23 protein-coding genes and 1 pseudogene are annotated in these 22,704 nt (G+C 71.2%); 13 read left to right on the forward strand and 11 right to left on the reverse strand.

The genetic code is table 11. From position 1 onward, the window contains the following. Window position 1: 1 nt before the first annotated feature. From PUT80_RS29695 to PUT80_RS29705, 3 genes and pseudogenes are all read left to right on the forward strand, one after another. Window positions 2–2,053 carry a PPE domain-containing protein gene (locus PUT80_RS29695; RefSeq protein ID WP_037811362.1) on the forward strand — a complete coding sequence of 684 codons (2,052 nt, stop codon included), beginning with the start codon at window positions 2–4 and terminating at the stop codon, window positions 2,051–2,053. 7 nt (window positions 2,054–2,060) lie between these two features. Continuing rightward, a pseudogene (locus PUT80_RS46340) lies at window positions 2,061–2,360 on the forward strand (type VII secretion target); the annotation flags it as partial. 325 nt (window positions 2,361–2,685) lie between these two features. Beyond that, a complete protein-coding gene (locus tag PUT80_RS29705) occupies window positions 2,686–3,270 on the forward strand; it encodes a YbaB/EbfC family nucleoid-associated protein (RefSeq protein ID WP_037811364.1) in 585 nt (194 codons plus the stop codon). Between the two features lie 130 nt (window positions 3,271–3,400). Here PUT80_RS29705 and PUT80_RS29710 read toward each other — a convergent pair whose 3' ends face one another. Next, the gene (locus PUT80_RS29710; protein WP_037811365.1) at window positions 3,401–3,643 is read right to left on the reverse strand and encodes a hypothetical protein; all 243 of its coding nucleotides are present in this window, start codon (window positions 3,641–3,643) and stop codon (window positions 3,401–3,403) included. 73 nt (window positions 3,644–3,716) lie between these two features. Beyond that, window positions 3,717–4,058 carry an MmcQ/YjbR family DNA-binding protein gene (locus tag PUT80_RS29715; RefSeq protein ID WP_037811366.1) on the reverse strand — a complete coding sequence of 114 codons (342 nt, stop codon included), beginning with the start codon at window positions 4,056–4,058 and terminating at the stop codon, window positions 3,717–3,719. Between the two features lie 89 nt (window positions 4,059–4,147). On the opposite strand from PUT80_RS29715, the gene ligD reads away from it, so the two are divergent. Continuing rightward, the gene (gene ligD, locus PUT80_RS29720) at window positions 4,148–5,137 is read left to right on the forward strand and encodes a non-homologous end-joining DNA ligase (RefSeq protein WP_275294169.1); all 990 of its coding nucleotides are present in this window, start codon (window positions 4,148–4,150) and stop codon (window positions 5,135–5,137) included. Window positions 5,138–5,302: 165 nt separating this feature from the next. Here the strand turns inward: ligD and PUT80_RS29725 are convergent, their stop codons facing one another. Continuing rightward, complete coding sequence (locus tag PUT80_RS29725) at window positions 5,303–5,875, reverse strand: TetR/AcrR family transcriptional regulator (RefSeq protein WP_275294170.1); 573 nt, start codon at window positions 5,873–5,875, stop codon at window positions 5,303–5,305. 147 nt (window positions 5,876–6,022) lie between these two features. On the opposite strand from PUT80_RS29725, the gene PUT80_RS29730 reads away from it, so the two are divergent. The 4 genes from PUT80_RS29730 (at window position 6,023) to PUT80_RS29745 (ending at window position 9,662) form a co-directional block, all read left to right on the forward strand. After that, on the forward strand, window positions 6,023–6,925 hold the full coding sequence (locus PUT80_RS29730) for a chlorophyllase (RefSeq protein WP_134727338.1): 903 nt from the start codon (window positions 6,023–6,025) through the stop codon (window positions 6,923–6,925). Window positions 6,926–6,939: 14 nt separating this feature from the next. After that, window positions 6,940–7,809 (forward strand): LLM class flavin-dependent oxidoreductase, encoded by an 870-nt coding sequence (locus PUT80_RS29735; protein ID WP_275294171.1) that lies wholly within the window; start codon window positions 6,940–6,942, stop codon window positions 7,807–7,809. Window positions 7,810–7,960: 151 nt separating this feature from the next. Continuing rightward, window positions 7,961–8,284: a cupin domain-containing protein gene (locus tag PUT80_RS29740; RefSeq protein ID WP_134661773.1), complete on the forward strand. Its 324-nt coding sequence runs from the start codon at window positions 7,961–7,963 to the stop codon at window positions 8,282–8,284. Between the two features lie 79 nt (window positions 8,285–8,363). Then, entirely contained in the window at window positions 8,364–9,662 is a 1,299-nt protein-coding gene (locus tag PUT80_RS29745; protein ID WP_238605781.1) for an MFS transporter, read from the forward strand. On the opposite strand, the gene PUT80_RS29750 is transcribed toward PUT80_RS29745, so the two are convergent. Next, window positions 9,649–10,839 (reverse strand): SGNH/GDSL hydrolase family protein, encoded by a 1,191-nt coding sequence (locus PUT80_RS29750; protein WP_238605782.1) that lies wholly within the window; start codon window positions 10,837–10,839, stop codon window positions 9,649–9,651. The two genes, PUT80_RS29745 and PUT80_RS29750, sit on opposite strands and share 14 nt — an antisense overlap. 138 nt (window positions 10,840–10,977) lie before the next feature. Here PUT80_RS29750 and PUT80_RS29755 point away from each other — a divergent pair, with 138 nt between their 5' ends. Continuing rightward, on the forward strand, window positions 10,978–12,528 hold the full coding sequence (locus PUT80_RS29755) for a S53 family peptidase (RefSeq protein ID WP_275294172.1): 1,551 nt from the start codon (window positions 10,978–10,980) through the stop codon (window positions 12,526–12,528). A gap of 25 nt (window positions 12,529–12,553) precedes the next feature. On the opposite strand, the gene PUT80_RS29760 is transcribed toward PUT80_RS29755, so the two are convergent. Next, window positions 12,554–12,730 (reverse strand): hypothetical protein, encoded by a 177-nt coding sequence (locus PUT80_RS29760; protein WP_167753923.1) that lies wholly within the window; start codon window positions 12,728–12,730, stop codon window positions 12,554–12,556. A 179-nt stretch (window positions 12,731–12,909) separates the two neighbouring features. Here PUT80_RS29760 and PUT80_RS29765 point away from each other — a divergent pair, with 179 nt between their 5' ends. After that, a complete protein-coding gene (locus PUT80_RS29765; protein ID WP_275294173.1) occupies window positions 12,910–13,410 on the forward strand; it encodes a L,D-transpeptidase in 501 nt (166 codons plus the stop codon). 9 nt (window positions 13,411–13,419) lie between these two features. Here the strand turns inward: PUT80_RS29765 and PUT80_RS29770 are convergent, their stop codons facing one another. The 3 genes from PUT80_RS29770 to PUT80_RS29780 form a co-directional block, all read right to left on the reverse strand. Next, complete coding sequence (locus PUT80_RS29770) at window positions 13,420–13,833, reverse strand: VOC family protein (protein WP_037811377.1); 414 nt, start codon at window positions 13,831–13,833, stop codon at window positions 13,420–13,422. Window positions 13,834–13,933: 100 nt separating this feature from the next. Next, complete coding sequence (locus PUT80_RS29775; protein WP_037811378.1) at window positions 13,934–14,719, reverse strand: SigB/SigF/SigG family RNA polymerase sigma factor; 786 nt, start codon at window positions 14,717–14,719, stop codon at window positions 13,934–13,936. Beyond that, complete coding sequence (locus PUT80_RS29780; protein WP_037811379.1) at window positions 14,716–15,168, reverse strand: ATP-binding protein; 453 nt, start codon at window positions 15,166–15,168, stop codon at window positions 14,716–14,718. The genes PUT80_RS29775 and PUT80_RS29780 overlap by 4 nt, the downstream gene beginning before the upstream one ends. Window positions 15,169–15,375: 207 nt before the next feature. Between PUT80_RS29780 and PUT80_RS29785 the strand changes: the two genes are divergently transcribed. After that, window positions 15,376–15,909 (forward strand): bifunctional nuclease family protein, encoded by a 534-nt coding sequence (locus PUT80_RS29785; RefSeq protein ID WP_037811381.1) that lies wholly within the window; start codon window positions 15,376–15,378, stop codon window positions 15,907–15,909. 317 nt (window positions 15,910–16,226) lie between these two features. On the opposite strand, the gene PUT80_RS29790 is transcribed toward PUT80_RS29785, so the two are convergent. Both PUT80_RS29790 and PUT80_RS29795 read right to left on the reverse strand, forming a co-directional pair. Further along, on the reverse strand, window positions 16,227–16,640 hold the full coding sequence (locus PUT80_RS29790) for an STAS domain-containing protein (protein ID WP_235146686.1): 414 nt from the start codon (window positions 16,638–16,640) through the stop codon (window positions 16,227–16,229). Window positions 16,641–17,611: 971 nt separating this feature from the next. Beyond that, window positions 17,612–18,439 (reverse strand): LLM class flavin-dependent oxidoreductase, encoded by an 828-nt coding sequence (locus PUT80_RS29795; protein ID WP_275294174.1) that lies wholly within the window; start codon window positions 18,437–18,439, stop codon window positions 17,612–17,614. Between the two features lie 125 nt (window positions 18,440–18,564). Here PUT80_RS29795 and PUT80_RS29800 point away from each other — a divergent pair, with 125 nt between their 5' ends. Both PUT80_RS29800 and PUT80_RS29805 read left to right on the forward strand, forming a co-directional pair. After that, window positions 18,565–19,074, forward strand: coding sequence for a PadR family transcriptional regulator (locus tag PUT80_RS29800; protein WP_107051004.1), 510 nt, complete (start codon window positions 18,565–18,567; stop codon window positions 19,072–19,074). A gap of 17 nt (window positions 19,075–19,091) precedes the next feature. Then, window positions 19,092–20,282, forward strand: coding sequence for a cytochrome P450 (locus PUT80_RS29805; protein ID WP_275294175.1), 1,191 nt, complete (start codon window positions 19,092–19,094; stop codon window positions 20,280–20,282). A gap of 2 nt (window positions 20,283–20,284) precedes the next feature. Here the strand turns inward: PUT80_RS29805 and PUT80_RS29810 are convergent, their stop codons facing one another. Continuing rightward, window positions 20,285–22,687 (reverse strand): glycoside hydrolase family 2 TIM barrel-domain containing protein, encoded by a 2,403-nt coding sequence (locus PUT80_RS29810; protein WP_275294176.1) that lies wholly within the window; start codon window positions 22,685–22,687, stop codon window positions 20,285–20,287. Window positions 22,688–22,704: the final 17 nt, after the last annotated feature.

Raw genomic sequence — 22,704 nt, forward strand, 5'->3', positions numbered from 1 at the left:
AGTGGCCGACAAGAAAGCACCGACCGCCGAGTCCGTCTCCGATCCGTCCTCGACGGACTACGACCCGGGCAACACCGCGCTCTACAACCCGACGCTGGACCCGTCGTCGAAGTACTACATCGGCCCGGTCCGCCCGGACGACGTGGCCTCGGGCGACCAGCTGCGCGAGGACGCGACGACCAAGATCGACGCCATTTTCAACGGCTGGCTGCTGCCGAACGTCCAGGGCAAGGCGCGCGACCAGCTGATCCAGGCGATGTACCAGCGGAACCTGGAAGAATCGAAGAAACATCTCGGCAAAGACCTCGAGATGCGCGATCCGGGCGCCGCGCCGAGCACCGACTGGAAGAACGCGACGCACGAGCAGATGATCCAGGCCATCACCACGGACGCGGACCCGGCCGCGGTGGCCGAGTCGTCGGAGGCGTGGGTGAGCCTCGGCAACGAACTGGCGACGCACCAGAAGAACCTCGGCGACGCGATCAACGCGAGTACCTCGAACTGGAAGGGCGACGCCGGCGACGCGGCGCGCGTGCACCTCGCGAACGTGGGCAAGTGGCTCGGCACCACCGCGCAGGGCGCGACGCTCACCGGGCGCCAGCAGGAGGTGCACTCGCAGGCGCTCAACGAGACGCAGAAGGCGATGAACGCCAACCCGCCGGTGCAGTTCTCGGCGCAGGACGCGAACAAGGTCCTGATGACGATCAAGGACCCGACCGCGTACGTCCTGGCCTACTCCTCGGCGATGAAGACCTTCACCGACCAGCAGGCCGCCCGCGAGCAGGCCGCGCAGATCATGACGCGGTACGACCAGACCATCGGCGGCGCGGTGGCGACGCCGCGGTTCGCCGAACCGCCGAAGCTGCCCGCCGAGACGGAGCGGTTCCGGCCCACGATCCAGGGCACCCCGATGAAGCCCGGCGGGGGCGCGGGCGCTCCGGGCGGGATGCGGGTCGGCCCGGACGGGCGTCCGATCGGCCCGGACGGCAACCCGATCGGCCCGCCCGGGACCACGGTCGGCCCGAACGGGCAGATCATCGGTCCGGACGGGCGCCCGCTGGGTCCCGACGGCAAGCCGATCGGCCCGGCGGGGACCACGGTGGGCCCGAACGGGCAGCCGATCGGTCCCGACGGACGGCCGATCGGACCGGACGGCAAGCCGTACGGCGGCGGAAGCGGCGGCCCGGGCAGCGTCACCGGCGGACCCGGCGGGCAGCAGCCCGAGCACAGGTTCGACCCGGCGTCGCTGAAGATCCCGGAGGGCGGTCCCGGCGGCGGAAGCCCGGGCGGCGGCGGCCCCGGCGGGTCGTTCCCGCCGATCCCGGGTTCGGGCGACCCCGGTTCGACGAAGGCGCAGGGCTTCACCCCGCCGAACATCCCGCCCATCCCGGGCGGCGGCGGGCCCGGCGGCTCGACCTTCACCCCGCCGAACATCCCGCCGATCCCCGGCGGCGGCAACCCGGGCGGCGGCCCGGCCTTCACCCAGCCGCCCATCCCGACGATTCCGACCGTGCCGACCGGCAAGGACGGCGACCCGTACAAGTCGAACCCGTACAAGCCGCAGCCGTTCAAGCCCTCGATCCCCGAGGGCCCCGGCGGGATCAAGCCGTTCAACCCCGGCAAGATCGGCCCGGACGGCAAGCCGCTGTTCCCGGGCGGCGGCACCGGGCCGAGCGGGGAGAAGCTCGGCGGCATCGGCAAGGTCGGCGGCGTCAACGGCGAGAGCATCAGCAGCAGGCTCGGCGGCGGCGCGGGCGGACTCGGCGGCGCGAAGGGCGGCCCGGGCTCCGGAGGCGCGTTCAGCGGCGCGGGCGGTTCGGGCCCGGCCGAGGAGGGCGTCGCCGGGCGCGGCGGTTCCGGTTCGGGCGGCAAGGGCGCGGCCGGCGCTCCCGGCATGGGAGCCATGGGCGGCGGCAAGGGCGGCAAGGGCCCGGAGGACAAGGAACACAAGGTCGCGAGCTTCGTCGAGGCGGACGACCCGTCGTTCTTCGCACCCGACGAGGTCGTCGCCCCGCCGGTGATCGGCGACTGGAAGAACAAGGACTGGAAGTGAGGCGGCGATGAGCGGAGGCGCACAGGGGTTCCGCGTAGAACCCGACGACCTAGTGGCGCACGCGAGCCACCTGGACGGCCTGGTGGACCGGCTGAACACCGCGGCGCAGGCGGCCGACTACGCGATGTCCGACGACGCGTACGGGCTGCTGTGCGCGTTCCTCCCGCCGATCATCAACCCGACCGGCGAGAAGGCGAAGGAAGCCATCAGCGGGGCGATCGAGGGCGTCCAGGCGACCGCGGACAACGTGCGGACGGCCGCGAAGTCCTACCAGGAGGGCGACGAAGGCCAGTCGAAGCCCTTCAAGAAGGTGGCGACCGAGGGGATGCTCAGCAAGACCGACAGCGGGGAGCTCAAGGAGCGCTTCCGGGTCGGCGGCGTGCAGGCCCCGACCGGGCAGAACGTGCCGTTCACCCGGGACGCCATGCCCGCGGAGGCCCGGTACGAGAGCGCGGAGCCGCTGCAGCCGAAGGAACGGGTCGACGTCGCGCCGGACGAGACGTAACGAAACGGTGGCGCTCTCGCGGCGCGGCGGCGGGCGGGTACCGTCAACGGACGGCCCCGCCCGTCGCGGCGAGGACTAGACCCGCCCGCAGCGGCGCGGGTGACGGGATTCGAGGAGAACGAAAAGCATGACCAGCGCGGGTGGGCTGGGCGACCTGATCAGGGACCCCGACGACGCAATCCGGCGAATGGACGAATGGGCGGCCGGGTTCGCCCGCAAAGCGGAGCGCTACGCGGCGGCCCAGCAGGAAACCGAGCAGCTGCGGCTGACCGCGACGAGCCCGGACGGGACCGTCAAGGTCACCGTCGGGGCCGACGGGGTCGTGTCGGACCTGGTGTTCAGTTCCCGCACGCGCACCATCCCGCCGGAGGAGCTCTCCAGGATGGTGCTCGAGACGATGCGCAAGGCGCAGTCGGGCATCACCGACCGGGTGGCCGAGGTCATGGGCCGCAGCCTCGGCGACGAGGACCCGGACACGCGCGCCGTCATGCTCGATTCGCTCCGCAACCGCTTCCCGGACCCCGACCCGGACCCGGCCGACCAAACCGACGCCCCGGACGAGCAGCCGGAGCCGCCCGCGTCGCCGCCCCCGGCAGGCGGAGCGGCCCGTCCGCCCGCGTCGCCGCCCGCACCGGGCGGGCCCGCTGCGCCGCCGCCGGGCCGCCGTCCGGGCGGCATCGACCCGGACGAGCAGGACAACAACCCCTGGTGAGTCCTGGCGCTTAGGTGCGCAGACGTTCGTGAGGGGAACCCTCAGGGAATCAGATTCCTTCAGGGTTCCCCTCACGCACGTCAAGACCCGCGCACTGTCCTGTGTGGACTGTCCGATGTGGACGCCGAGGTCAGAGAACCTGTTTGCGGTCGGCCAGATAGCGCAGGTACAGCAGCGCCAGCACCGCGCCGCCGACCAGCACCTTGCCCCACTCCGCCGGGTCGGCGTAGGCCGGGCCGCACGAAGGGGGCGAGTCCTGGCCCGGGCCGCACTCGCGACGGGGTCCGGCGGAGAAAAGCGGCTGCCACACCAGGAACACCCCCACGGCCAGCACGCCGAACGCCACCAGCACCTGCACTGACCGCCGCGACACCGCAGACCCCCTCCGCCTGAACACGAAGAAGATCGCCGTGGCCCGGTGCCGTGTTACCGGGCATGCCGGATAGTCAGAGCTGCGGCAGCGGAACCTCGGCCGCCAGGTCCTCGGGAGCCGACAGCCGCCACGCCTCGTACACGAGTTCGGCCAGTTCGTCGGCCTCGATGCCGCTCAGTTGCACCACCACCCAGCCGAATCCGCCGGACGTGAACTGCTCCTCGAACACGTCCGGCCGTTCGGCGACGAGCGCCTGCTGTTCCGCGATGGTCTGCTTGAGCCCGACCGTGTCCGTGCGCGGCCAGTGGTAGCCGAAGCGCTTTCCGCGCACGCTGAACGACGTGTAGTCGCGGCCGCTGCCGCGTTCGACCTCGCGCAGCTTGCGGATGATCCGTTCGAAATCCTTGCTCGGCACCGGTCCCGGCCCCCTCCGTCGTGGACCCGGCCATCTTACGGCGGCGGATCCGCGCGGTTCGGCTTACGGTGGTGCGCGGAGGTGCCCGAATGTCCGAAGTGGCCGGCGGCATGCCGCCCGCGATCGAGCCGATGCTGGCGTCGCCCGACGGCGGCACGCTGCGCGACGGCCCGGCGTACGCGTACGAGTTCAAATGGGACGGTTACCGGGCGACCATGCGCGTCGCCCCGGACGGAAGCACCCTGCTGACCAGCCGCAACGACAACGACTTCACCACCAGGTTCCCGCAGCTGGCCGGCGCGCTCGGCGACGCGCTCGGGGGACGGCCCGCGGTGCTGGACGGCGAGATCGTCGCGCTCGACGAGCACGGCCGCCCCGACTTCGGGCTCCTGCAGAACCGCACCTGGCAGGCGGTCGCGTACTTCGCCTTCGATCTCCTGAGCTTCGGCGGCGAAAGCCTGCTCGACGCGCCGTACGAGGAACGCCGCGAGCGGCTCGCCGAGATCGAACCGCCGGACCGGCAGCTGGTCGCGATCACGCCCTGGTACCGGCACCGCGATCTCGCTGCCGACGGCATGACGCCGGCCGGTCTGCTGGACGTCGCGCGGAAAATGATGCTCGAAGGCTTGATGGTGAAGGCCCGCACGTCGCGGTACCACCCGGGACGGCGCAGTCCGGACTGGCTCAAGCATCCGCTGGTGCAGACGACCGAGGTGATCGTCGGCGGCTGGCGTGCGGGCCAGGGCAGGCGCGAGGGCACGATCGGCGCGCTGCTGCTGGGCGCGCACGACCCGGCGTCGGGGGAGCTGCGGTACCTCGGGGACGTCGGCACCGGCTTCACCGACGCGATGCTGAAAGACCTTCAGGCGCAGCTGGTTCCCTTGGAGCGCAAGACAAGCCCGTTCGCCGACCAGGTGCCGCGGGACCGGGCGCGCGGCGCGCACTGGCTGAACCCGGAGGTGGTCGGCGAGGTGGTGTACCGCCGCCTCACCCCGGGAGACGGGCGGTTGCGGCACACGGCGTGGCGGGGGTTGCGGCCGGAACGGCGTCCGGACGAGGTCGAGGTTCCGGTGCGGTGAAGGGATTCCTGTGTCAACGCGCAGTGACAAGAAGCGCGCGAAGCGGCCCCGGCTGAGCACCCAGCTCGAATGTCCGTGAGGGGAACCCTGAGGGAATCAGATTCCCTCAGGGTTCCCCTCACGGACTTCTGCCGAGCAGAGCCACCCGCGACACGGCAGCCTCAGTCAGCCTCTCCGCAGTCCGGTGATCAACAGCCCGGCCAGCCGGCGCGCGTCGTAGCTGTCGTCGGCTTCCGCGCCGATGCACAGGTTCCCGACGCCGCGCATCAGGTGCACCGCCTCCAGGTCGGTCTGGATTTCCCCGGCCTTCGTGGCCGCGTCGAGCAGTTCGGTGCACACCGGGACCAGCCGCTCGAGGAAGTACGCGTGCAGTGCCTCGAAGCCGCTGTGGTCGGACTGCATGATCCCGGCCAGCCCGTGCTTCGTGACGAGGAAGTCGACGAACAAGTCGATCCACTGGGCGAGCGCGGCGTGCGGGGACGCGTTGTCCGCCAGCAGCTTCGGCCCCGCGTCGGCGCACGCCTCGACCTGGTGCCGGTAGACCGCGATGATCAGGTCCGCGCGGGTGGGGAAGTGCCGGTAGATCGTGCCCACGCCGACGCCCGCCCTGGTCGCGACGTCGCGCACCGGTGCGTCCACTCCGGACTCGACGAACACCGCCGCCGCCGCGTCGAGCAGGGTTTTCTCGTTGCGCCGGGCGTCCGCCCGTTTCGCCCGGGCCCCCGCGTTCTCGCCCACGTGCCGCTCCCTCCGCATGCCGCCGGTAGACAAGCGGAACAGTGTTCCGTATAGTTACCGGAGCAACGTTCCGTTTGCTCATGATGCCAGACCGGGCCCTCGGCCACCACACCCTTTCGTGCCCGGATGGCGAAAGAAGGTATTCCCATGTCCGCTGTACAGCTCCCGGCTCCGGCCGTCTCGGTGAAGCCGGTGCGGCTCGACGCGCCGGGCCGCGGCGAGGACCTGCTGGTGCGCGTGTCCGCCCCGGCTGCCGGGCAGGACCTGCCGGTGATCGTGTTCTCGCACGGTTTCGGCTCGTCCCTGGACGGTTACGGCCCGCTCGCCGACTACTGGGCCGCGCACGGATTCGTTGTCGTGCAACCGACTCACCTCGATTCGCGGACCCGCGCGCTGCCCGCGGACGACCCGCGCACGCCGGTCATCTGGCGGTTGCGGGTCGAGGATCTGCGGCACGTCATCGACCAGCTCGACACCGTCGAAGCGGCGCTGCCCGGGCTGGCGGGGCGGGTCGACCACAGCCGGATCGCCGTCGCCGGGCACTCCTGGGGCGCGCAGTCGGCGAGCATGCTGCTGGGCGCGCGCATCGTCGAGGCGGACGGCAGCGTCGGCGAGGATCTGTCCGATTCGCGGGTGTCTGCCGGGGTGCTGTTCGCCGTCACCGGCGTCGGCGGCGCGGACCTGTCGCCGTTCGCTGCCGAGCATTTCCCGTTCATGAGCCCGGATTTCACCGGACTGAAGGCGCCCGCGCTGATCGTCGCGGGCGACCAGGACGACTCGATGCTGTCCGTGCGCGGCCCGGACTGGTTCACCGACGCGTACCGGCTCAGCCCGGGGGAGAAGAGCCTGCTGACGCTCTTCGGCGCGGAGCACTCGCTCGGCGGCATCTCCGGCTACGAGGCCAAGGAAACCACCGACGAACACCCCGAACGCGTCGCGCTGCAACAGCGGCTGACCACGGCGTATCTCCGCAGCGCGCTCATTCCCGGCGACGACAGCTGGACCGGCGTCGAAGCCAGCCCGCTCGGCCGCGTCGAATCACACGAGTGAAAGGACTTCCCGCGATGACCACGAAGCCGCAGTTCGGCATCATGACCGCGCCGATGCAGACCAGCTACGCCGCGCTCCAGCAGGTCTGGCGTGAGGCGGACGCGATCCCGGCTATCGAGCACGCCTGGCTGTTCGACCATCTCCTGCCGATCGCCGGAGAACTGGACGGCCCGATTTTCGAAGGCTGGACGCTGCTTTCGGCGCTGGCCGCGCAGACCGAACGGCTCAGGCTCGGGCTTTTGGTGACCAGCAACCGATTCCGCCCGCCGGCGATGCTGGCGAAGATCGCCGCGACCGTCGACGTCGTGTCCGGCGGACGGCTCGACTTCGGCATCGGCGTCGGCTCCCGGCCGAGCCATCCGCTGGCTCGCCGGGAGTACGAAGCGCACGGCCTGCCGTACCTGGAAACCGGCGACGCGGTGGGCCGGTTCGCCGAAGCGTGCACCGTGATCCGGAAGCTGTGGACCGAGGACAAGCCGTTCGATTTCTCGGGCGAGCATGTCCAATTGACCGGTGCGTTCGGAAACCCGAAGCCGGTGCAGCGCCCGCATCCGCCGTTCGTCATCGGCGGCCGGGCCCGCGCGACGCTGCGGGTGGTCGCCGAGCACGCCGACGTCTGGAACATCCCCGGCGGGGACATCGCGGACGCCGTCGAACGCAACGCGATGCTGAACGAGTACTGCGCGGAAATCGGCCGCGACCCGGCGGAGATCACGCGCTCGATCCACCTGCCGGTGTCCTACGACGACCCCGCTCTCACCCGCGCGGCGATCGGGGAGGCGCTGGAAGCCGGGTTCAGCCATGTGGTGCTGGGGCTGTCCACGCCGTACCCGGCCGGGGTCGCGCAGTGGGTGACGGACGAGTTGATCGCCAAGGCGGGTTAGGCGGTTTCTCAGCGGGCGGCTCGCTGGAGCCGAAGCTGCCAGCTCAGCCCGGCGGTCGTGGGCGCCGGAACGGGATCGGGTTCGCTGCCGGCCCAGCCCGGCGTCCACGTTCCGTCCGCGGGAGGAACCGAGTTTCCGCGAGAATGGCCCCATGAGCGAACCCGCACCGAAGGTGATCGACGATCTGCTGGCCCTCGCCCCGGTCGAGGAGGGAAAACTCGGCCACCACACGGTGCTCGACGCCGACGGCGTCCGGGTCATCGTGCTCGCATTCGAGCAGGGCCACGTCCTCAAAGAACACCGCGCACCCCGCGCGCTCCTGTTGCAGGCCCTCGACGGGCATCTCCGGCTCACCGCCGCCGGGCAGACCGTCGACCTGCGGCCGGGCGGGCTGGTGCACCTTCCGCCGTCGATGCCGCACGCGGTGGAAGCGGTCGCGGACTCGCGGTTGTCGTTGACCCTGCTGGGCGGCTGAAGCGCCCGCCTTCCGGTGGTCGACCGGAGGGGATCCGCCGTGCCAAGATGACGCGCCTGAACGAGAAGGGGGCTCGGCAGTGGTGCTTGAGCAGGAAGTGAACACGGCGGGGCGGATCCGGCGGGTGGCGCTCGCCAGCGCGATCGGGACGACCATCGAGTGGTACGACTATTTCGCCTACAGCACGGCGACCGCCCTGGTCTTCAACAAGCTGTTCTTCCCGTCGCTTTCCCCGGCGTCCGGCACGCTCGCCGCGTTCGCGACGCTCGGGGTCGGGTTCGTCGCGCGGCCGCTGGGCGGGATCGTCTGGGGCCACTTCGGCGACCGCGTGGGGCGCAAGGCGATGCTGGTCGCCTCGCTGGTGCTGATGGGGCTCGCGACCGCGGGCGTCGGCGTGTTGCCGACCTACCACCAGGCCGGCGTCATCGCGCCGGTGCTGCTCGTCGTTCTCCGGGTGCTGCAAGGGGTTTCGGCGGGCGGCGAATGGGGCGGCGCGGCGCTCATGGCGGTCGAGCACGCGCCCGAGGGCAAACGCGGCCGGTACGGGTCCTTCTCGCAGATCGGTGTCCCGGCCGGGCTGATTCTGGCGCAGCTGGTGTTCTTCGCGGTGAACAACTCGCTGTCCCCGGACGACTTCCGGTCGTGGGGCTGGCGGATCCCGTTCCTGGTCAGCCTCGTGCTGGTGGCGGTCGGGCTGGTGATCCGGCTGCGCGTGGAGGAAAGCCCGGTGTTCGCGAAGCTGCGCAGCAGCGGCGAGCGGAGCCGGCTGCCGATCGTGGAGGTGCTGCGCGCGCGGCCGAAGCAGGTGCTCGCCGCGGCGGTCAGCTTCATCGCGAACACCGCGCTGGGCTACATCTTCTTCGCTTACCTGCTGTCGTACGGCACTTCGGTGCTGAAGCTGTCCAGCACGACGATGCTGGTCGTGGTGATCGTCGGCAGCGTCGTGTGGCTGGTGAGCATCGTCGCGGCGGCGATCTGGTCGGACTCGGTCGGCCGGAAACCCGTCTATCTCGCCGGTTCCGTGCTGCTGGTCGTGTGGTCGATCCCGTTCTTCCTGCTCGTGGACACCGCGCAGCCGTGGCTGCTGATCGTCGCGGTGGCGGTGCTGAACGTCGGCCTCGGCGCGACTTACGGACCGCAGTCGGCGCTGTTCTCGGAGCTGTTCGAATCCCGGTTCCGCTACAGCGGATCGTCGTTCGCCTACGCCGTGGGCGCGGTGCTGGGCGGCGGGTTCGCCCCGCTGATCGCGGCCGCGCTGCAGAGTTCGACCGGGACGTCGTTGTCCGTGTCGCTCTACATGGTGGGCGTCGGCGTGCTCAGCCTCCTTGCCGTGCTGGCGTTCCCGCGCAAACCGCTGGTGCCGGTCACAGCAGAGTGAGCGGCACCGCGTCGGCCATCCGCTGGTACCCGGCGTCGTTCGGGTGCAGGTGGTCGCCGGAGTCGTAGGCGGGAAGCATCGCGAGCGGATCGGCGGGATCGCGCACGGCGGCGTCGAAGTCGACGACGCCGTCGTAGATCCCGCTGGTCCGGATGAACGCGTTCACCGCCTGCCGGGTCTTCTCCAGCGTCGGGTCGTAGATCTTCCAGCCTTTGAACGGCGTCAGCGTGCCGCCGATGACCCGGATGCCCTGCGCCTTGGCCTGCGCGACGACCTGCCGCAGCGCGGAGACGATCATCGCCGGATCGGTCTGGTGCGGGTTCTGCTGGATGTCGTTGATGCCTTCGAGCACGATCAGCGTGCGGACGTCGCCGCTGGTCAGCACGTCGCCGGCGAGCCGGGAGAGGGCGTTGCGCCCCGAGGTGCCGCCGTCGAGCAGCAGCCGGTTGCCGCTGATCCCGGCGTTGAGGACGCCGAGCCGTCCGTGCAGCCGGTCGCTCAGCAGGTCCGGCCAGCGGCGGTTCGCGCCGGGCGTGGAGTGCGCGCCGTCGGTGATCGAATCGCCGAGCGTCACGACGGTGCCGCGCGCGGGCCCGCGGACGTCGACCTCGCTGACGTAGTGCCACACCGCGGTTTGCTCGGTGAAGGACGCGCCGGACTCCTCGGCCGCGAAGTCGCCGGCGCGGGTGAAGAACGACGTCTGCTGGGCGAGCGGATGGTAGGTGACCGGACCGGACGGCGTCGGCACGTACGTGGTCACGAGGAGGTCGGCGTCGGCCGGAACGCGCAGCCACGCCGGGTCGCTCAGCACCTCGGCCCCGGGCGGAACGACCACAGTGGACTGTCCGCCGAACGTCAGCGTGCGCATCGTGCCGCCGGCCGCGCGCGGACCGTCGGCGGCGACGGCGAGCGTCACGTGGCCGAAGGTGAGCGGCGCGGTGCCGAAGGCGTTGGAAAGCCTTACCCTGGCCTGATTCCCGCCTGCGCTGGTGTGCACGACGTTGCGGATCGAGTAGTTCGGATACCCCTGCGGCGTGTTCGCCACCGCGGCCGCGGGCGACGCCGCCCACGTGCCGACCCAGCCGTGCGCCGCCAGGTCGCCCTCGGCGCTGCTCGACGCGGTGACCGAGCCCAGCGTGAGCACGGCGGCCGTGCCCAGAATCAGGATCCGTTTCATGGAGACACTGTGCGCGCGCCCGCGCGCCGCGGCATCCGCGGTCCCGGTCATCGGGTCGACAGAAAACCGGACAGGTTTTGCCTCCGGACGGGGGATACGACGGTGGTGGACCAGCCGAAAGGGGTTCACCATAGAGTGATGACAGAATCACAATGGGTATCGTTGTCCGGAAGTCTGCGTCCCGCACTGGCCGAAGCCGAGGTGCTCGGCCCGCTCGACGCGGATGCCACCGTCACCGCGACCGTCGTCCTGCGGCGCCGCGCCGAACTGGATGTGGCCGCGCTGAGCGAGCCGCTCGCCCCGGAGGACTTCGCCGACCGCTACGGGGCCAGCGCCGACGATCTCGACCTGGTGCGTACCGTCCTCACCGACGCCGGGCTCACCGTCACCGACACGCACGCCGGATCGCGCCGCGTCTCGGTCCGGGGCCCGGCGCGCGCGATGACGGCCGCGTTCAAGACCGAACTGAACCGGGTCCGCCACGGCGAGTCCGGCGAATTCGCCGCGCGCACCGGGGAACTGGAAGTGCCCGCCTCGCTCGGGGACGTTGTCGTCGCCGTGCTCGGCCTCGACGAACGGCCGCAAGCGCGGGCGATGTTCCGGCTGCACAAGGAAGCCGCCGGACAGGGCTACACCCCGGACCAAGTCGGCCAGCTGTACGGGTTCCCGGCCGACGCCGACGGCACCGGGCAGACCGTCGCGGTCATCGAACTCGGCGGGGGATACAAGCCGGAGGATCTCCAGAAGTACTTCGCCGGCTTGAAGATCACCGAACCGAAGGTGACCGCGGCCGGGGTCGACGGCGGCAAGAACGCGCCGACCGGCGACCCGAATTCGGCCGACGGGGAAGTGCTGCTCGACATCGAGGTGATCGGCGCGCTCGCCCCGGGAGCCGCGCAGGTCGTGTACTTCGCGCCGAACACCGACCAGGGCTTCCTGGACGCGGTGAGCACCGCGGTGCACGCGACGCCGACGCCGGTCGCGGTCAGCATCAGCTGGGGACAGTCCGAGGACCAGTGGACGCCGCAGGCCCGCACCGCGATGGACCAGGCGTTCGCCGACGCCGCGGCGCTCGGCGTGACGGTGTGCTGCGCGTCCGGCGACAACGGCAGCGCCGACGGGCAGACCGACGGGGCACAGCACGTCGATTTCCCCGCGTCGAGCCCGCACGCGCTCGCCTGCGGCGGCACCAAGCTCGACGGGACCCCACCGTCCACAGTGAACTCGGAGACGGTCTGGAACACCTCCGGCGGCGGGTCGACGGGCGGCGGCGTGAGCGACGCGTTCCCGGTGCCGGACTACCAGCAGGCCGCGGGCGTGCCCGCTCGGGCAGGCGACGGAAAACCGGGCCGCGGCGTCCCGGACGTGGCGGGCAACGCGGATCCGGCGACGGGGTACCAGGTCCTGGTCGACGGACAGCAGATCGTCGTCGGCGGCACGAGCGCGGTTTCGCCGCTGTGGTCGGCGCTGCTGGCGAGGCTGGCGCAGTCGGCGGGGAGCGGCTTCGGACTGGTGCACAGCAAGCTGTACGCCGGAGTCGGCGCGGGCAAGGTGCAGCCGGGATTCCGCGACATCACCGAGGGCAGCAACGGCGCGTACTCGGCCGCCGCCAGCTGGGACGCGTGCACCGGGCTCGGGGTGCCGGACGGGGCGGCGCTGCAGAAGGTTCTGGGAGGTAAAGCGTCCTGAATGGACAGTCGGGACCGGTCGGCCGCTACTGGCTGTCGCGGTCGAGGAGTTCGATGATCCGGCCGAGCGAGGCGTTCACCGAGGCGAAGCCCTGTCGCATCTCTTCTCGGAGGTCGACCTGGTCTTCGCGAAGCGCGTTGAGCGTGCCTGTGTGAGCGCATCCGCGACGAGCGGCGGGATCGCTCGCATCATCGTCAGCCATGCCGTCGATACTACGAAGCCGGTGGCTGCTCACCGCGGATCGGGCAGGCCGATCCGCACTGGCCCCGGCAGCCCGTGGCGACGGATGCGAAATCCGTCCACCGCGAGTTCGTCGTCGTTCGCAACCTTTCGCTCCGCTCGCCCGTAGAGGAGAGGGGAGCGAAAGGCGGGAGCGGACGGATGCGCGGGAAGATCGTCGCGATCGTGCTGGCCGGGGCGGCGGTGGTCGCGGCCGGGTGCGGAGCGCCGGCGGAACCGGAGGCCCAGGCGGCCGGGCTGCCGCTGGCGCCGTCGCCGGAACTGCCGACGCCGCCGGTGCGGCACACCCCGCCGAGCCCCTCGTGCTCAGTGGTCACCGGTGCGTGCGCGAGCCTTTCGCTGCGGCGCGCGTGGCTGATGGAGAACGGCAGGGCGGTGCGGTCGGTCCCGATGGAGCCGGGCGGGCCTGACCAGCCGACTCCGGTCGGGACGTTCCGGGTGGCGTGGAAGGACCGCGTCCACCGCAGCGACGAGTACGGCGACGAGATGCCGAATTCGGTGTTCTTCGCCCCGGGCGGCATCGCGTTCCACGCCGGGCCGCTCGACCGTCCGTCGCACGGCTGCATCCACCTCGCCGACGAGGACGCGGCGCTGTTCTTCGACCGGTTGCCGGTGGGGGCCGAGGCCGAGGTGGACAGCTGACCGGCCGGCTCAGCCCGCCTGGCCGATGTTGACCATCCAGGAGATGCCGAACCGGTCGGTGCAGGCGCCGAATTCGTCGCCCCACATCTGCTTTTCCAGCGGAACCGCCACCGTTCCGCCGTCGGACAGCTTTTCCCAGCAGCGGCGCAGCAGGTCGCCGTCGTCGCCGCTGAGGCTGATCGAGATGTTCGTGCCCGGGTTGTGCTCCATGCCGGGCGGCACGTCGGAGCCCATGAGCGTGAAGCCGTTCTCGCCCTCCAGCATCGCGTGCATGATGTTGTTCGCGTAGCCGGAGTCCGCGGGTGCGCCGGACTCTCCGAAGGTGTTCAGCGCCAGGTCGCCGCCGAACAGGTCGTGGTAGTACTCCATCGCCTCCCGGGCATTGCCCGCGAAGCTGATGTACGGGTTGAGTCTCGAGGCCATCGGGCCCTCCTCAGTGCTGGACGGACTCGTATCGTCGCAGCTCCGAAGGGGCGCGACAACGGGATCCAGCCCGGTCGGGCGACCCCCGTCGCGGGCGTGCTCAGGGGTCGCCGGTGAGCTTGTCGCGCAGTTGTTCGAGAGTCTGCGACAGCAGCCGGGACACGTGCATCTGGGAGATGCCGACCTGCTCGGCGATCTGGGTCTGGGTGAGACCGCCGAAGAACCGCATCACCAGGATCGCGCGCTCCCGCTTCGGCAGTTCGCGCAGCAGCGGCTGCAGGGCCTCGTGGTTCTCGATGTGCTCGATCTCCGGGTCGTCGCTGCCGAGCGTGTCGGCGAGCAGCAGCGGCTCGGCGTCGTCGTGCACCGGCTTGTCCACCGACAAGGTCTGGTACGCGTGGCCCGCGACCAGCCCTTCGTGGACCTCGGAGAGCTCGAGGCCGAGGTGCTCGGCCAGTTCGGTGGGCGTCGGCGCGCGGCCGAGCGTCTGCGACAGGGTCGCCGAACCCCGGCTGAGCGCGAGGTGCAGTTCCTTGAGCCGCCGCGGCACGCGGACCGACCAGCCGGTGTCGCGGAAGTACCGGCGGATCTCGCCCATGATCGTGGGCACGGCGAAGGACAGGAAGTCCGGGCCGCGGTCCGGGGTGAACCGGTCGATCGCGTTGATCAGGCCGATCCGGGCGACCTGGACGAGGTCCTCGCGGGGTTCGCCGCGTCCGGTGAACCGGGTCGCGATGTGCTCGGCGACCGGCAGGAATTCGGTGACGAGCTGTTCGCGCAGCCGCGGCCGCTGCCCGTCGTCGGCGGGCAGAGCGGCGAGCTCCTCGAACAGCGGCGCGGTGTGCGCGTATTCGTCACGGTGGCGGGTGACGGGCTGCTGGTTCACCCGCTCGCCTCCCGGTGCAGGTCGAGGTCGAGGGTCAGCGCGTACCCGTCGTCGGCGGCGTCCGGCACGCAGCGCGCGGACACGTTCGCGGCCAGCGTGGTCAGCACGTGCCAGCCGAAACTTCGTTCGCTCGGCGGCTCCGGCTGCTGGGTGCGCGTCTTGACGGTGAACCGGATCCCTTCGGGCGAGACAGTGAACTGGCAGGTCATCGCCGCCCCGGGGGCGGCTGTCGAAACAACCTGGGCGCACGCCTCGTCGACCGCCATCTTGGCGTCGGCGATGGCGTCGAGCCCGTAATCGGCCCGCGCGGCGACCGCCTGCGCGAGCATGCGGACAAGCGGGATCTGGTAAGTCTCCGCCGGAAGCCGCAGCTCGATCACCTCGTCGAGCAAACGGTCCACGGCTGGCATGCCGCCGCTGGCGCGGCTGCCGGGTCCCTCGTCGTTCATGGCTCCCGCATACCCAGACAGGGCCCGATCGACACGTGCGCCAGGGATTCCGGTTTGTGCGCCGCGGCACGTTTACGGCGGGCTCGTGCCGGTCCGCGCCGGCTGCCCGGGTGAATCCGGCGTGATGCGCGCGGCGATTTCGCGTGACAAAACGCCGGACGTTGGGTAGTCAGCAGGGAGGACCTTTTCGGAAGCGGGGTGACCCCCATGGTGCAGGTGCGCGTGCAGGGACTGGCCGTGGTGGCGCAGGAGTCGGCGCCGGTCGTGCTGCTGCGCGAGGAATCCGGCTCGCGCCGCTGGCTCGCCATCACCATCGGCGCGCCGGAAGCGCAGGAACTGGCCGCCGCGCAGGAGCACGTCGTGTCCGCGCGGCCGGGGACGGTCGAGCTGATCATCGAGGTGCTGGCGGCGCTGGGCCAGAGCGTGGAACGGGTCGAGATCACCCAGCTGCTGGACAGCATCTTCCACGCGGACCTCGTCCTGTCCGGCGGCGCGCGCGTCTCGGCCCGCCCGAGCGACGCGATCGCGATCGGCCTGCGCACGCATGCCCCGCTGGAAGTCGCGGAAGCGGTGCTCGACGAGGCAGCGGTCGACGTGACGGTGGCGGCGGGCGACGAAACCGCTCTCGACGCGGCTGCCGACCTGGAGGAACCGGCCGAGGCGACCGAGGACGAGATCCGCCGCTTCCGGGACTTGCTGGACGACGTGAGCCCGGAGGACTTCCGCGACCCGGACGCGTGAGTCTCGGTCCGTGGTTCGCCGCTTGCGGGGTTTGCTGGGCGACGCGGACGCGTGAGTCTCGGCCTGCGGTTCGCCGGTTCGGGATCTGCTGGGCGAGGTGAGCCCGGAGGACTTCCGCGACCCGGACGCGTAGCCTCGGTCCGTGGTTCGCCGCCTACGGGATCTGCTGGACGACGTGAGCGCGGGGTCTTTCCGCGGACGCCCGTTGGTTCGTTGTCTGCCGATTCCGAGTTCTGCTGGGCGACGTGAGCGCAGAGTTTTTCGCGATCCGGACGCGTGAACCTCGGGCCGCGGCTCGCTGTGTCCTCAGTGGACGGTCAGGCCTTCCCGGCGGGCCGGGGCAGCGGGATCTCGGTGAGCCCCTCGGCGGCGCCGGACCGCACGCAGTCCAGGGGGAAGAGCGAGAACAGCCGCCGGACCGTCGGGGCGGTGCCCGGGTCGACGTAGAAGTCCTTGTCCGCTCCCGCGGCCAGCAGCTTCAGCCGGATCAGGACGCGCAGCCCCGCGACGCCGAGGAAGGTCGTCCGGCGCAGGTCGACGATCACCAGGCTGACGGTGCTCCGCAGCCGCGCCTCGACGACCTCGGCCAGCCGGGGCGCAGTGGCCAGATCGACCTCCCCGGACACCTCGACGACGGCGGTCCCCGGAGCGGGGTGGCCCACGCGCAGCCGAAGCATCCCCGTCGGGTCCGAGGGGAGCGCGGGCAGTCGGGCAATGTGCGCGGCGGTCATCACGGCACTCTCTCTGAGCCGCGCACAGGGCTGCGGCGGAATGCCGGACCGGCCGGCACCGGGCATCCCGGCGCGCGGGACGAATCACGGTGGCTGGAGGCTCAACCACCCTCCACCGTAGCTCTCCCGAGCGGCCGAGGGAAGCCGCCGAAGGGGGACGACCGGCGGGCGGGCGGTGGTTGAACGATCAGGCAACTGCGGGGGATCGCTGGTGTGCGGGCTGGAAACGGTGGCGGGAAAGATGATTCGGTGGCGGCGGGGGAGTTTCTCGCTGGCGGGCGGGGATCGGGTGGGGGAGGTGCTGATCGGATTTCGTTGCCGCGCACGAGGACACTCGCTGCCGGGTTCGGCTGTGCCTCAACCGAGGGCGCGGTTGTCCCTCGGCACGGTGGAAAGCGCTTCCGCACCCTGCTGGCTCGGATGGCCCCGATCTGTCGCTGCCCGCGCGGGCATTCCCCGACGGCACGGATCCGGTTACCGTGCGCAGCCCAACTGGCTCGGCTACGCCTCGGTCCGGCTGTCGTGGCGCGGGATTCGGCGACCTCGCGCAAGCTCAACCGGCTCGGCTCTACCGCAACACCTCTGTTCCGGCCCGGTTACTCGCGCCCGGTCCGGCGGCGCCGGTTCGACTGCTGCGCGCGAGCCCAGCTGGCTCGGCCACGCCTCGATGCGGCTGCTGCGGTCGGTGGGTGTGGTCGGGCGGGGCGGGCTGGGTTGCTGCGGGCGAGCCCACCTGGCTCGGCCGCGCATCGAGGCGGTTGCTGCGCTCCCGCGGGCGTGCTCAGGCGGCGTGGGCTTGGTTGCTGCGGGCGAGTCCGGCTGGCTCGGCCGCGCATCGAGGCGGTTGCTGCGCTCCCGTGGGTGTGGTCGGGCGGCCGTTGCGGGAGAGCTCAACTGGCTCGACCGCACCTCGATCCGACAGGCACCCGCACCGCGTGAACCCCGCCGCCGCAAGGCAAAGCCCTGCCCGGTCAACCCCCGATCCGAGGCGGTCCGGCGTCCACGACCTTCAGCGAGAGGTCCAGCGGATCGAAGTGGATCAGCGATTCCATCCACCACGTCATCCCCGCCTCCGCGAGCGCCGCGAGATCCACCGTGGCTGGTTCCTCCCACGCCGGACTCGCGTTGCCCGCCACCGCGACCTCATAGGGACGATCCGACGGCCGCACTTGAGCAACCAGACTGGCTAGCTCCGCGGGAGGCAACGGCTGAGGCCCAGGAAGCGGGAAAATCCCGTCACTCCCCGCGGCACGCCGGAGAACCCGTTCATGCTGGGTCGTGCTGGCAGTCCACACCGGAATGGGGTACGGCTCCGGGTCGGCGGCATCGAGGGACACCCGGTAATGCGAGCCCTCGTGCCGCAAAGCCTCCCCGGCCCACATCGCGCGGATGATGTCCATCGCCTCGTCCGTTCGCGACGACAGTTCGGCGGGCGAGGACGGATCGCCGAAGCGGCTGAAGTCGCCGGTTTCGTCCGAGCCGATGCCGGTTCCCAGGATCAGCCGGCCGCGGGACAGGCGGGCGAGCGTCGCGGCTTGCCGGGCCAGGAGCCACGGGCGGCGGCGGCTCGGCGGCGTGACCATCGGGCCCAGCAGGACCGTGCTGGTCGCCTGCGCGATGGCGGCCAGGGTGGTCCACGTGTCGGCGATCGGCGGCATCGCGGGCACCACGTGGTCCCACAGGAACACGCCGTCCCAGCCGGCGGCTTCGGCTCGGACGGCCAGGTCGACCAAGGCGGCCGGATCGCCGAACGGGCCGAAAGGCGGCAGGTAGAGGCCATAGCGGACGTGGTCGGTCACAGGAGATCCCCCTCCGGATCGGTCGAACAGCACCGTATCGGGAGACACCGACAAAAAACGGGCCCGAGATCTTCTTCCGGCATCCGCCGTTCGGACGTTGCCCGCTCACCAGACCCTAGGTTACGGTGACCTATGTGTGGACCGACGTGCTCCTGCTCGCGAAGCTCGCCGAGCGGCCGTGGCACGGCTATGAACTGCGCAAGCAGATCGAGGAATCCAGCGGCCGCACGCTGTCGAACAACTCGCTTTACCCGGCGCTGCGGCGCTTCGCCGAGGCAGGCGCGGTGACCCGGACCGCCGAGCCGCAGGAGGGCCGTCCGCCGCGGCACGTGTACACGATCACTGACGTCGGGCGGGAGCTGCTGCACGATCTGCTCGCCGACCTGCCGCCGGAGCTGGCGGGCGATCCGGCCGAGTTCCTGGCGCGGCTGGCGGGATTCGGCAGGCTCACCCCGGAGGAACGGCTGCGCGTGCTGGACGCCCGCCAGGCCGCCGTCGCGGCGCAGCGGGACCGGCTCGCCAAGCTCGGCGCGGGGCAGGCCGATCCGTGGAGCCGGCTCGTGCTGGCCGAGGTGCAGCGCCGCGCCGAGAACGAACAGGACTGGCTCGCGTCGTTGCGCACGCGGGCGGGCTGACCCGAGGAGGACCCCGCATGTCTACCCCCACCCAGCTGCCGTTCGCGAGGCCGAACGTCCTGGACATCGCGCCGCTGTACGAAGTCCTGCGCCGCGAAGGCCCGATCGTCCCGGTGACGACCCCGGCGGGCGACCCGGCCTGGCTCGTCACGGCGTACGAACAGGCCCGGGAAGTGTTCGCGGACAACCGGTTCGGCCGTTCCCACCCGCATCCCGAGGACGCCTCGACGGTCTCCGACGCCGCGGTGCTCAACGGGCCGCAGGGCGATTTCGAGACCGAGGAGCGGGAGCACGCCCGGCTGCGCCGCCTGCTGGTCCCGGCGTTCTCGGCGAACCGGATGCGCCGCCTCGGCAGCCGGATCCAGGAACTGACCGATCGCTGCCTCGACGGGATGGAAGCCGCGGGCTCGCCGGCGAATCTGCACGAGCACCTGTCGTTCCCCTTGCCGGTGCTGGTGATCTGCGAACTCCTCGGCGTCCCGTACGAAGACCGCGAGAAGTTCCGCGACCTCTCCGACCGCATCGGCGTGCTCGACAGCGGCGGCGACGCCGAGGTGGCGATGACCGAGTTCACCGCCTACATGTCCGGCCTCGCCGACGCGAAACGCGCGAACCCGGGCCAGGACGTCGTCTCGGACCTGGTCGCCGCGCAGGCCGACGACCCGACGTTCACCGACGACGACCTCGGCAGGCTCGCCGCCGGATTGCTGTTCGCCGGCCACGAGACCACGTCCAACCGGATCGACCTCGGCGTGCTGTTCCTGCTCACCGACCTCGCCCGCCGCGACGCGCTGGCCGCCGACCCCGATGCGCGCGTGCACGCCACCGTCGAGGAGATCCTGCGGATGTCCGCGCCCGGCGGGCTCGGGCTGCTCCGGTACGCGCACGAGGACGTGGAGATCGGCGGCGTCCGGATCCCGCGCGGCGATGCGGTGATGATCTCGACCGCGTCCGCCAACCGCGACCCGGCGGTGTTCGCCGACGCGCACGAGTTCGACGCGGACCGCAAACCCAACTCCCACATCGCTTTCGGCTACGGGGGGTACTTCTGCATCGGAGCCAGCCTCGCCCGCACGGAGCTGCGCGTGGTGTTCACGACGTTGTTCCGCCGCTTCCCGAACCTCCGCCTCGCCGGGCCCGCCGACGAGCTGGAGGTGCGCTCCAACCGGCTCACCGGCGGGGTTTCGCAGGTCCCGGTCGTGTGGTGACGTCAGACTGACTCGATCGTGGCGCTTCCGGTGTTGACGAACGGATGCGTGGCACTCACGGTGATCGTGCCGGGGGTGCCGCGCATCGAGCGGACCCACACCGCGGCCGCACCGCCGAGCGCGCCGAAGTCCAGGTAGGGGTCGCCGATCAGCACGCCGGGCCCCGTCGCCGAGACCGCCAGCACCCCGCGCGCATGCGGCCGCGGAGCGCCGTACCGGTCGAGCAAGCGCAGCGCGACCCGGGTGGTGTCCGCGCCGTCGGCGACGAGCTGGTCGTCGTCGGCGGTCACCGCGATCGTGTCGTACGCCGGATCCGCGCTGAATCGCCTGCGCAGCACGGTTTGCCCGCCGATCCGGCCTTCGATCGTCAGCTCCGGGCGCGTTCGGCCGTTCACCCGCAGGTCCACCGGGAACGGTGGATACGCCAGGTGCGGAAACCGTGCGCGATCAGGATGCACGGTGACCGGGCGCTTGCCCGCGACGGTCACCACCAGCACCTCGCAGTTCGACCAGATGATCGCGTCGCGACCCGGACCGCCCGGCGGGGAGCCCGGGCCGAAATCCCAGTAGAAAGCCGGTTCGATCACCGCGCCGCGGGACGGATCGCGTTGCGCCCGGTAGAACGCCGCGCCCAGTTTGGGGATCCGGAAGAAGTCCATCACGCCGGGGTATTTCACGCCGCGATAATGGTGGTACCAGCCGGAGGGATAGTCGAAACCGCACCAGCCCAGCAGGCCGCTGTAGTGCGGATCGGACGCGGCGTGGTCGTGCACCCAGGCGTGCAGCATGCTCTGTTCCCGTTGCACCGCCGGGGGGTCCGTCCGCCGGAAGTACGCGGAGCCGACGAGCGTGCCGATCGCTTCGCTGACCAGGTACGGAACCCCGCGCCGCGGCGGGCGCAGCGGAGGCGGCGAACCCGGCGGACGCGGGCGGCTGTAGTCGTTGAACGAGAACACCCCGCCGGCCGCCTTCACCGGATACAGCGGCGAAACGTAACCGCGCTCGCCCGCGACCGCGCCGGTGCACGGCCGCATCGGGTCGAGTTCCGCGGCGAGCTGGTCGGTTCTCCCGTACAGCGCGTATTGGCCGAGCGTCTCGTTCACCCGGGTGCCCCACACGATGATCGACGGATGGTTGCGGTCGCGCACGATCATGTCGTGCACGTCGCGCACCGCCAGCTCCTGCCACGCGGTGTCGCCGACGTGGTCCCAGCCGGGCAGTTCTTCCCACACCAGGATGCCGAGTTCGTCGCAGGCGTCGAGGAACGCGGTCGCCTGCGGATAGTGCGAGCAGCGCACCATCGTGCAGTTCAGCTCTTCTTTCAGCAGCTGAGCGTCCCGGCGCTGCACCCGGTCCGGCATCGCGCCGCCGACGAACGGGTACCACTGGTGCCGGTTGAGCCCGAACAGCTTGAGCGGCCGCCCGTTCAGCCGGAAACCGTCCACAGTGAACTGAGCGTCGCGCAATCCGGTGCGCACGGGGTAGGTGTGCACCTTCCGGCCGTCGACCGCGAGGGTGACGAGAATGTCGCACAACGCCGGATCGTCCAGGTCCCACAGCTGCACCGCGTCGAGGCCCTGCAACGACACCGTGACCTGGGTGTCGCCCTTCGGCAGGCCGGTGAGGTCAGTGTAGGAGGACGCGACTTCCGCACCGTGCTGGCTGAGCGTCGCGGTGAGCCGAACGGGGCCTTTGACCGCCTTGGCCGAATCCACCGTGCAGTGCAGCAGCACCTCGCGGTTCGGCGTCAGCACGGCGATCTGCTGCGCGTACACATCGGACAGATACGTCTGCGGCACGCCGGTCAGCCGGACTTCGCGGTACAGCCCGGCCGGCTGGTAGAAGTCGATGGCCGTCGGGTGGGGGAATTCCGGCAGATCCGGCGGCGTGTTCTGCTGCCAGCGGCCGTCGACGACCACCGCGAGCACGTTGTCCTTGTCCGTCAGCAGGCCGGTGACTTCGCAGCGCAGCGGCAGGTAACCGCCGCTGCGCATCGCGACGCGGCGGCCGTTGAGGTACACGGTCGCCGCGCTGAGCACCCCGTCGAACTGGAGGAACGCCCGGTTCCGGCGCAGCTGCGCGGGCGCGAGGAAATGTTGCCGGTACACCCAGACGTGCTGCCAGTCCGACGGGTCCCAGTCCTGCCAGGACAGCGGAACCACGCAGTGCGGCACCGAAACCAGCGCCATCGCGCTGTCGTCGAAGTCCGGATCGGTGCTGCCCGCGGTGTACGGCCCGAAAAGCCAGTCCGCGCCGAACCCGTCCCGCGCCACCGGGGGCGCGGGACGGGAAAGCGCGGCCGCGAGCGCGCCCGATCCGGCGAGCACCGCGCCGGCCCCGAGCAGGAAACCTCGCCGGGGGTGCGCGGCGAGCCAGGGGGCCCGCCCGGAAGGTTCGTCCGTCATCCCCGCCGACGGGCGAT

Source organism: Amycolatopsis sp. La24, from assembly GCF_029087445.1.
Classification (GTDB): domain Bacteria; phylum Actinomycetota; class Actinomycetes; order Mycobacteriales; family Pseudonocardiaceae; genus Amycolatopsis; species Amycolatopsis nivea.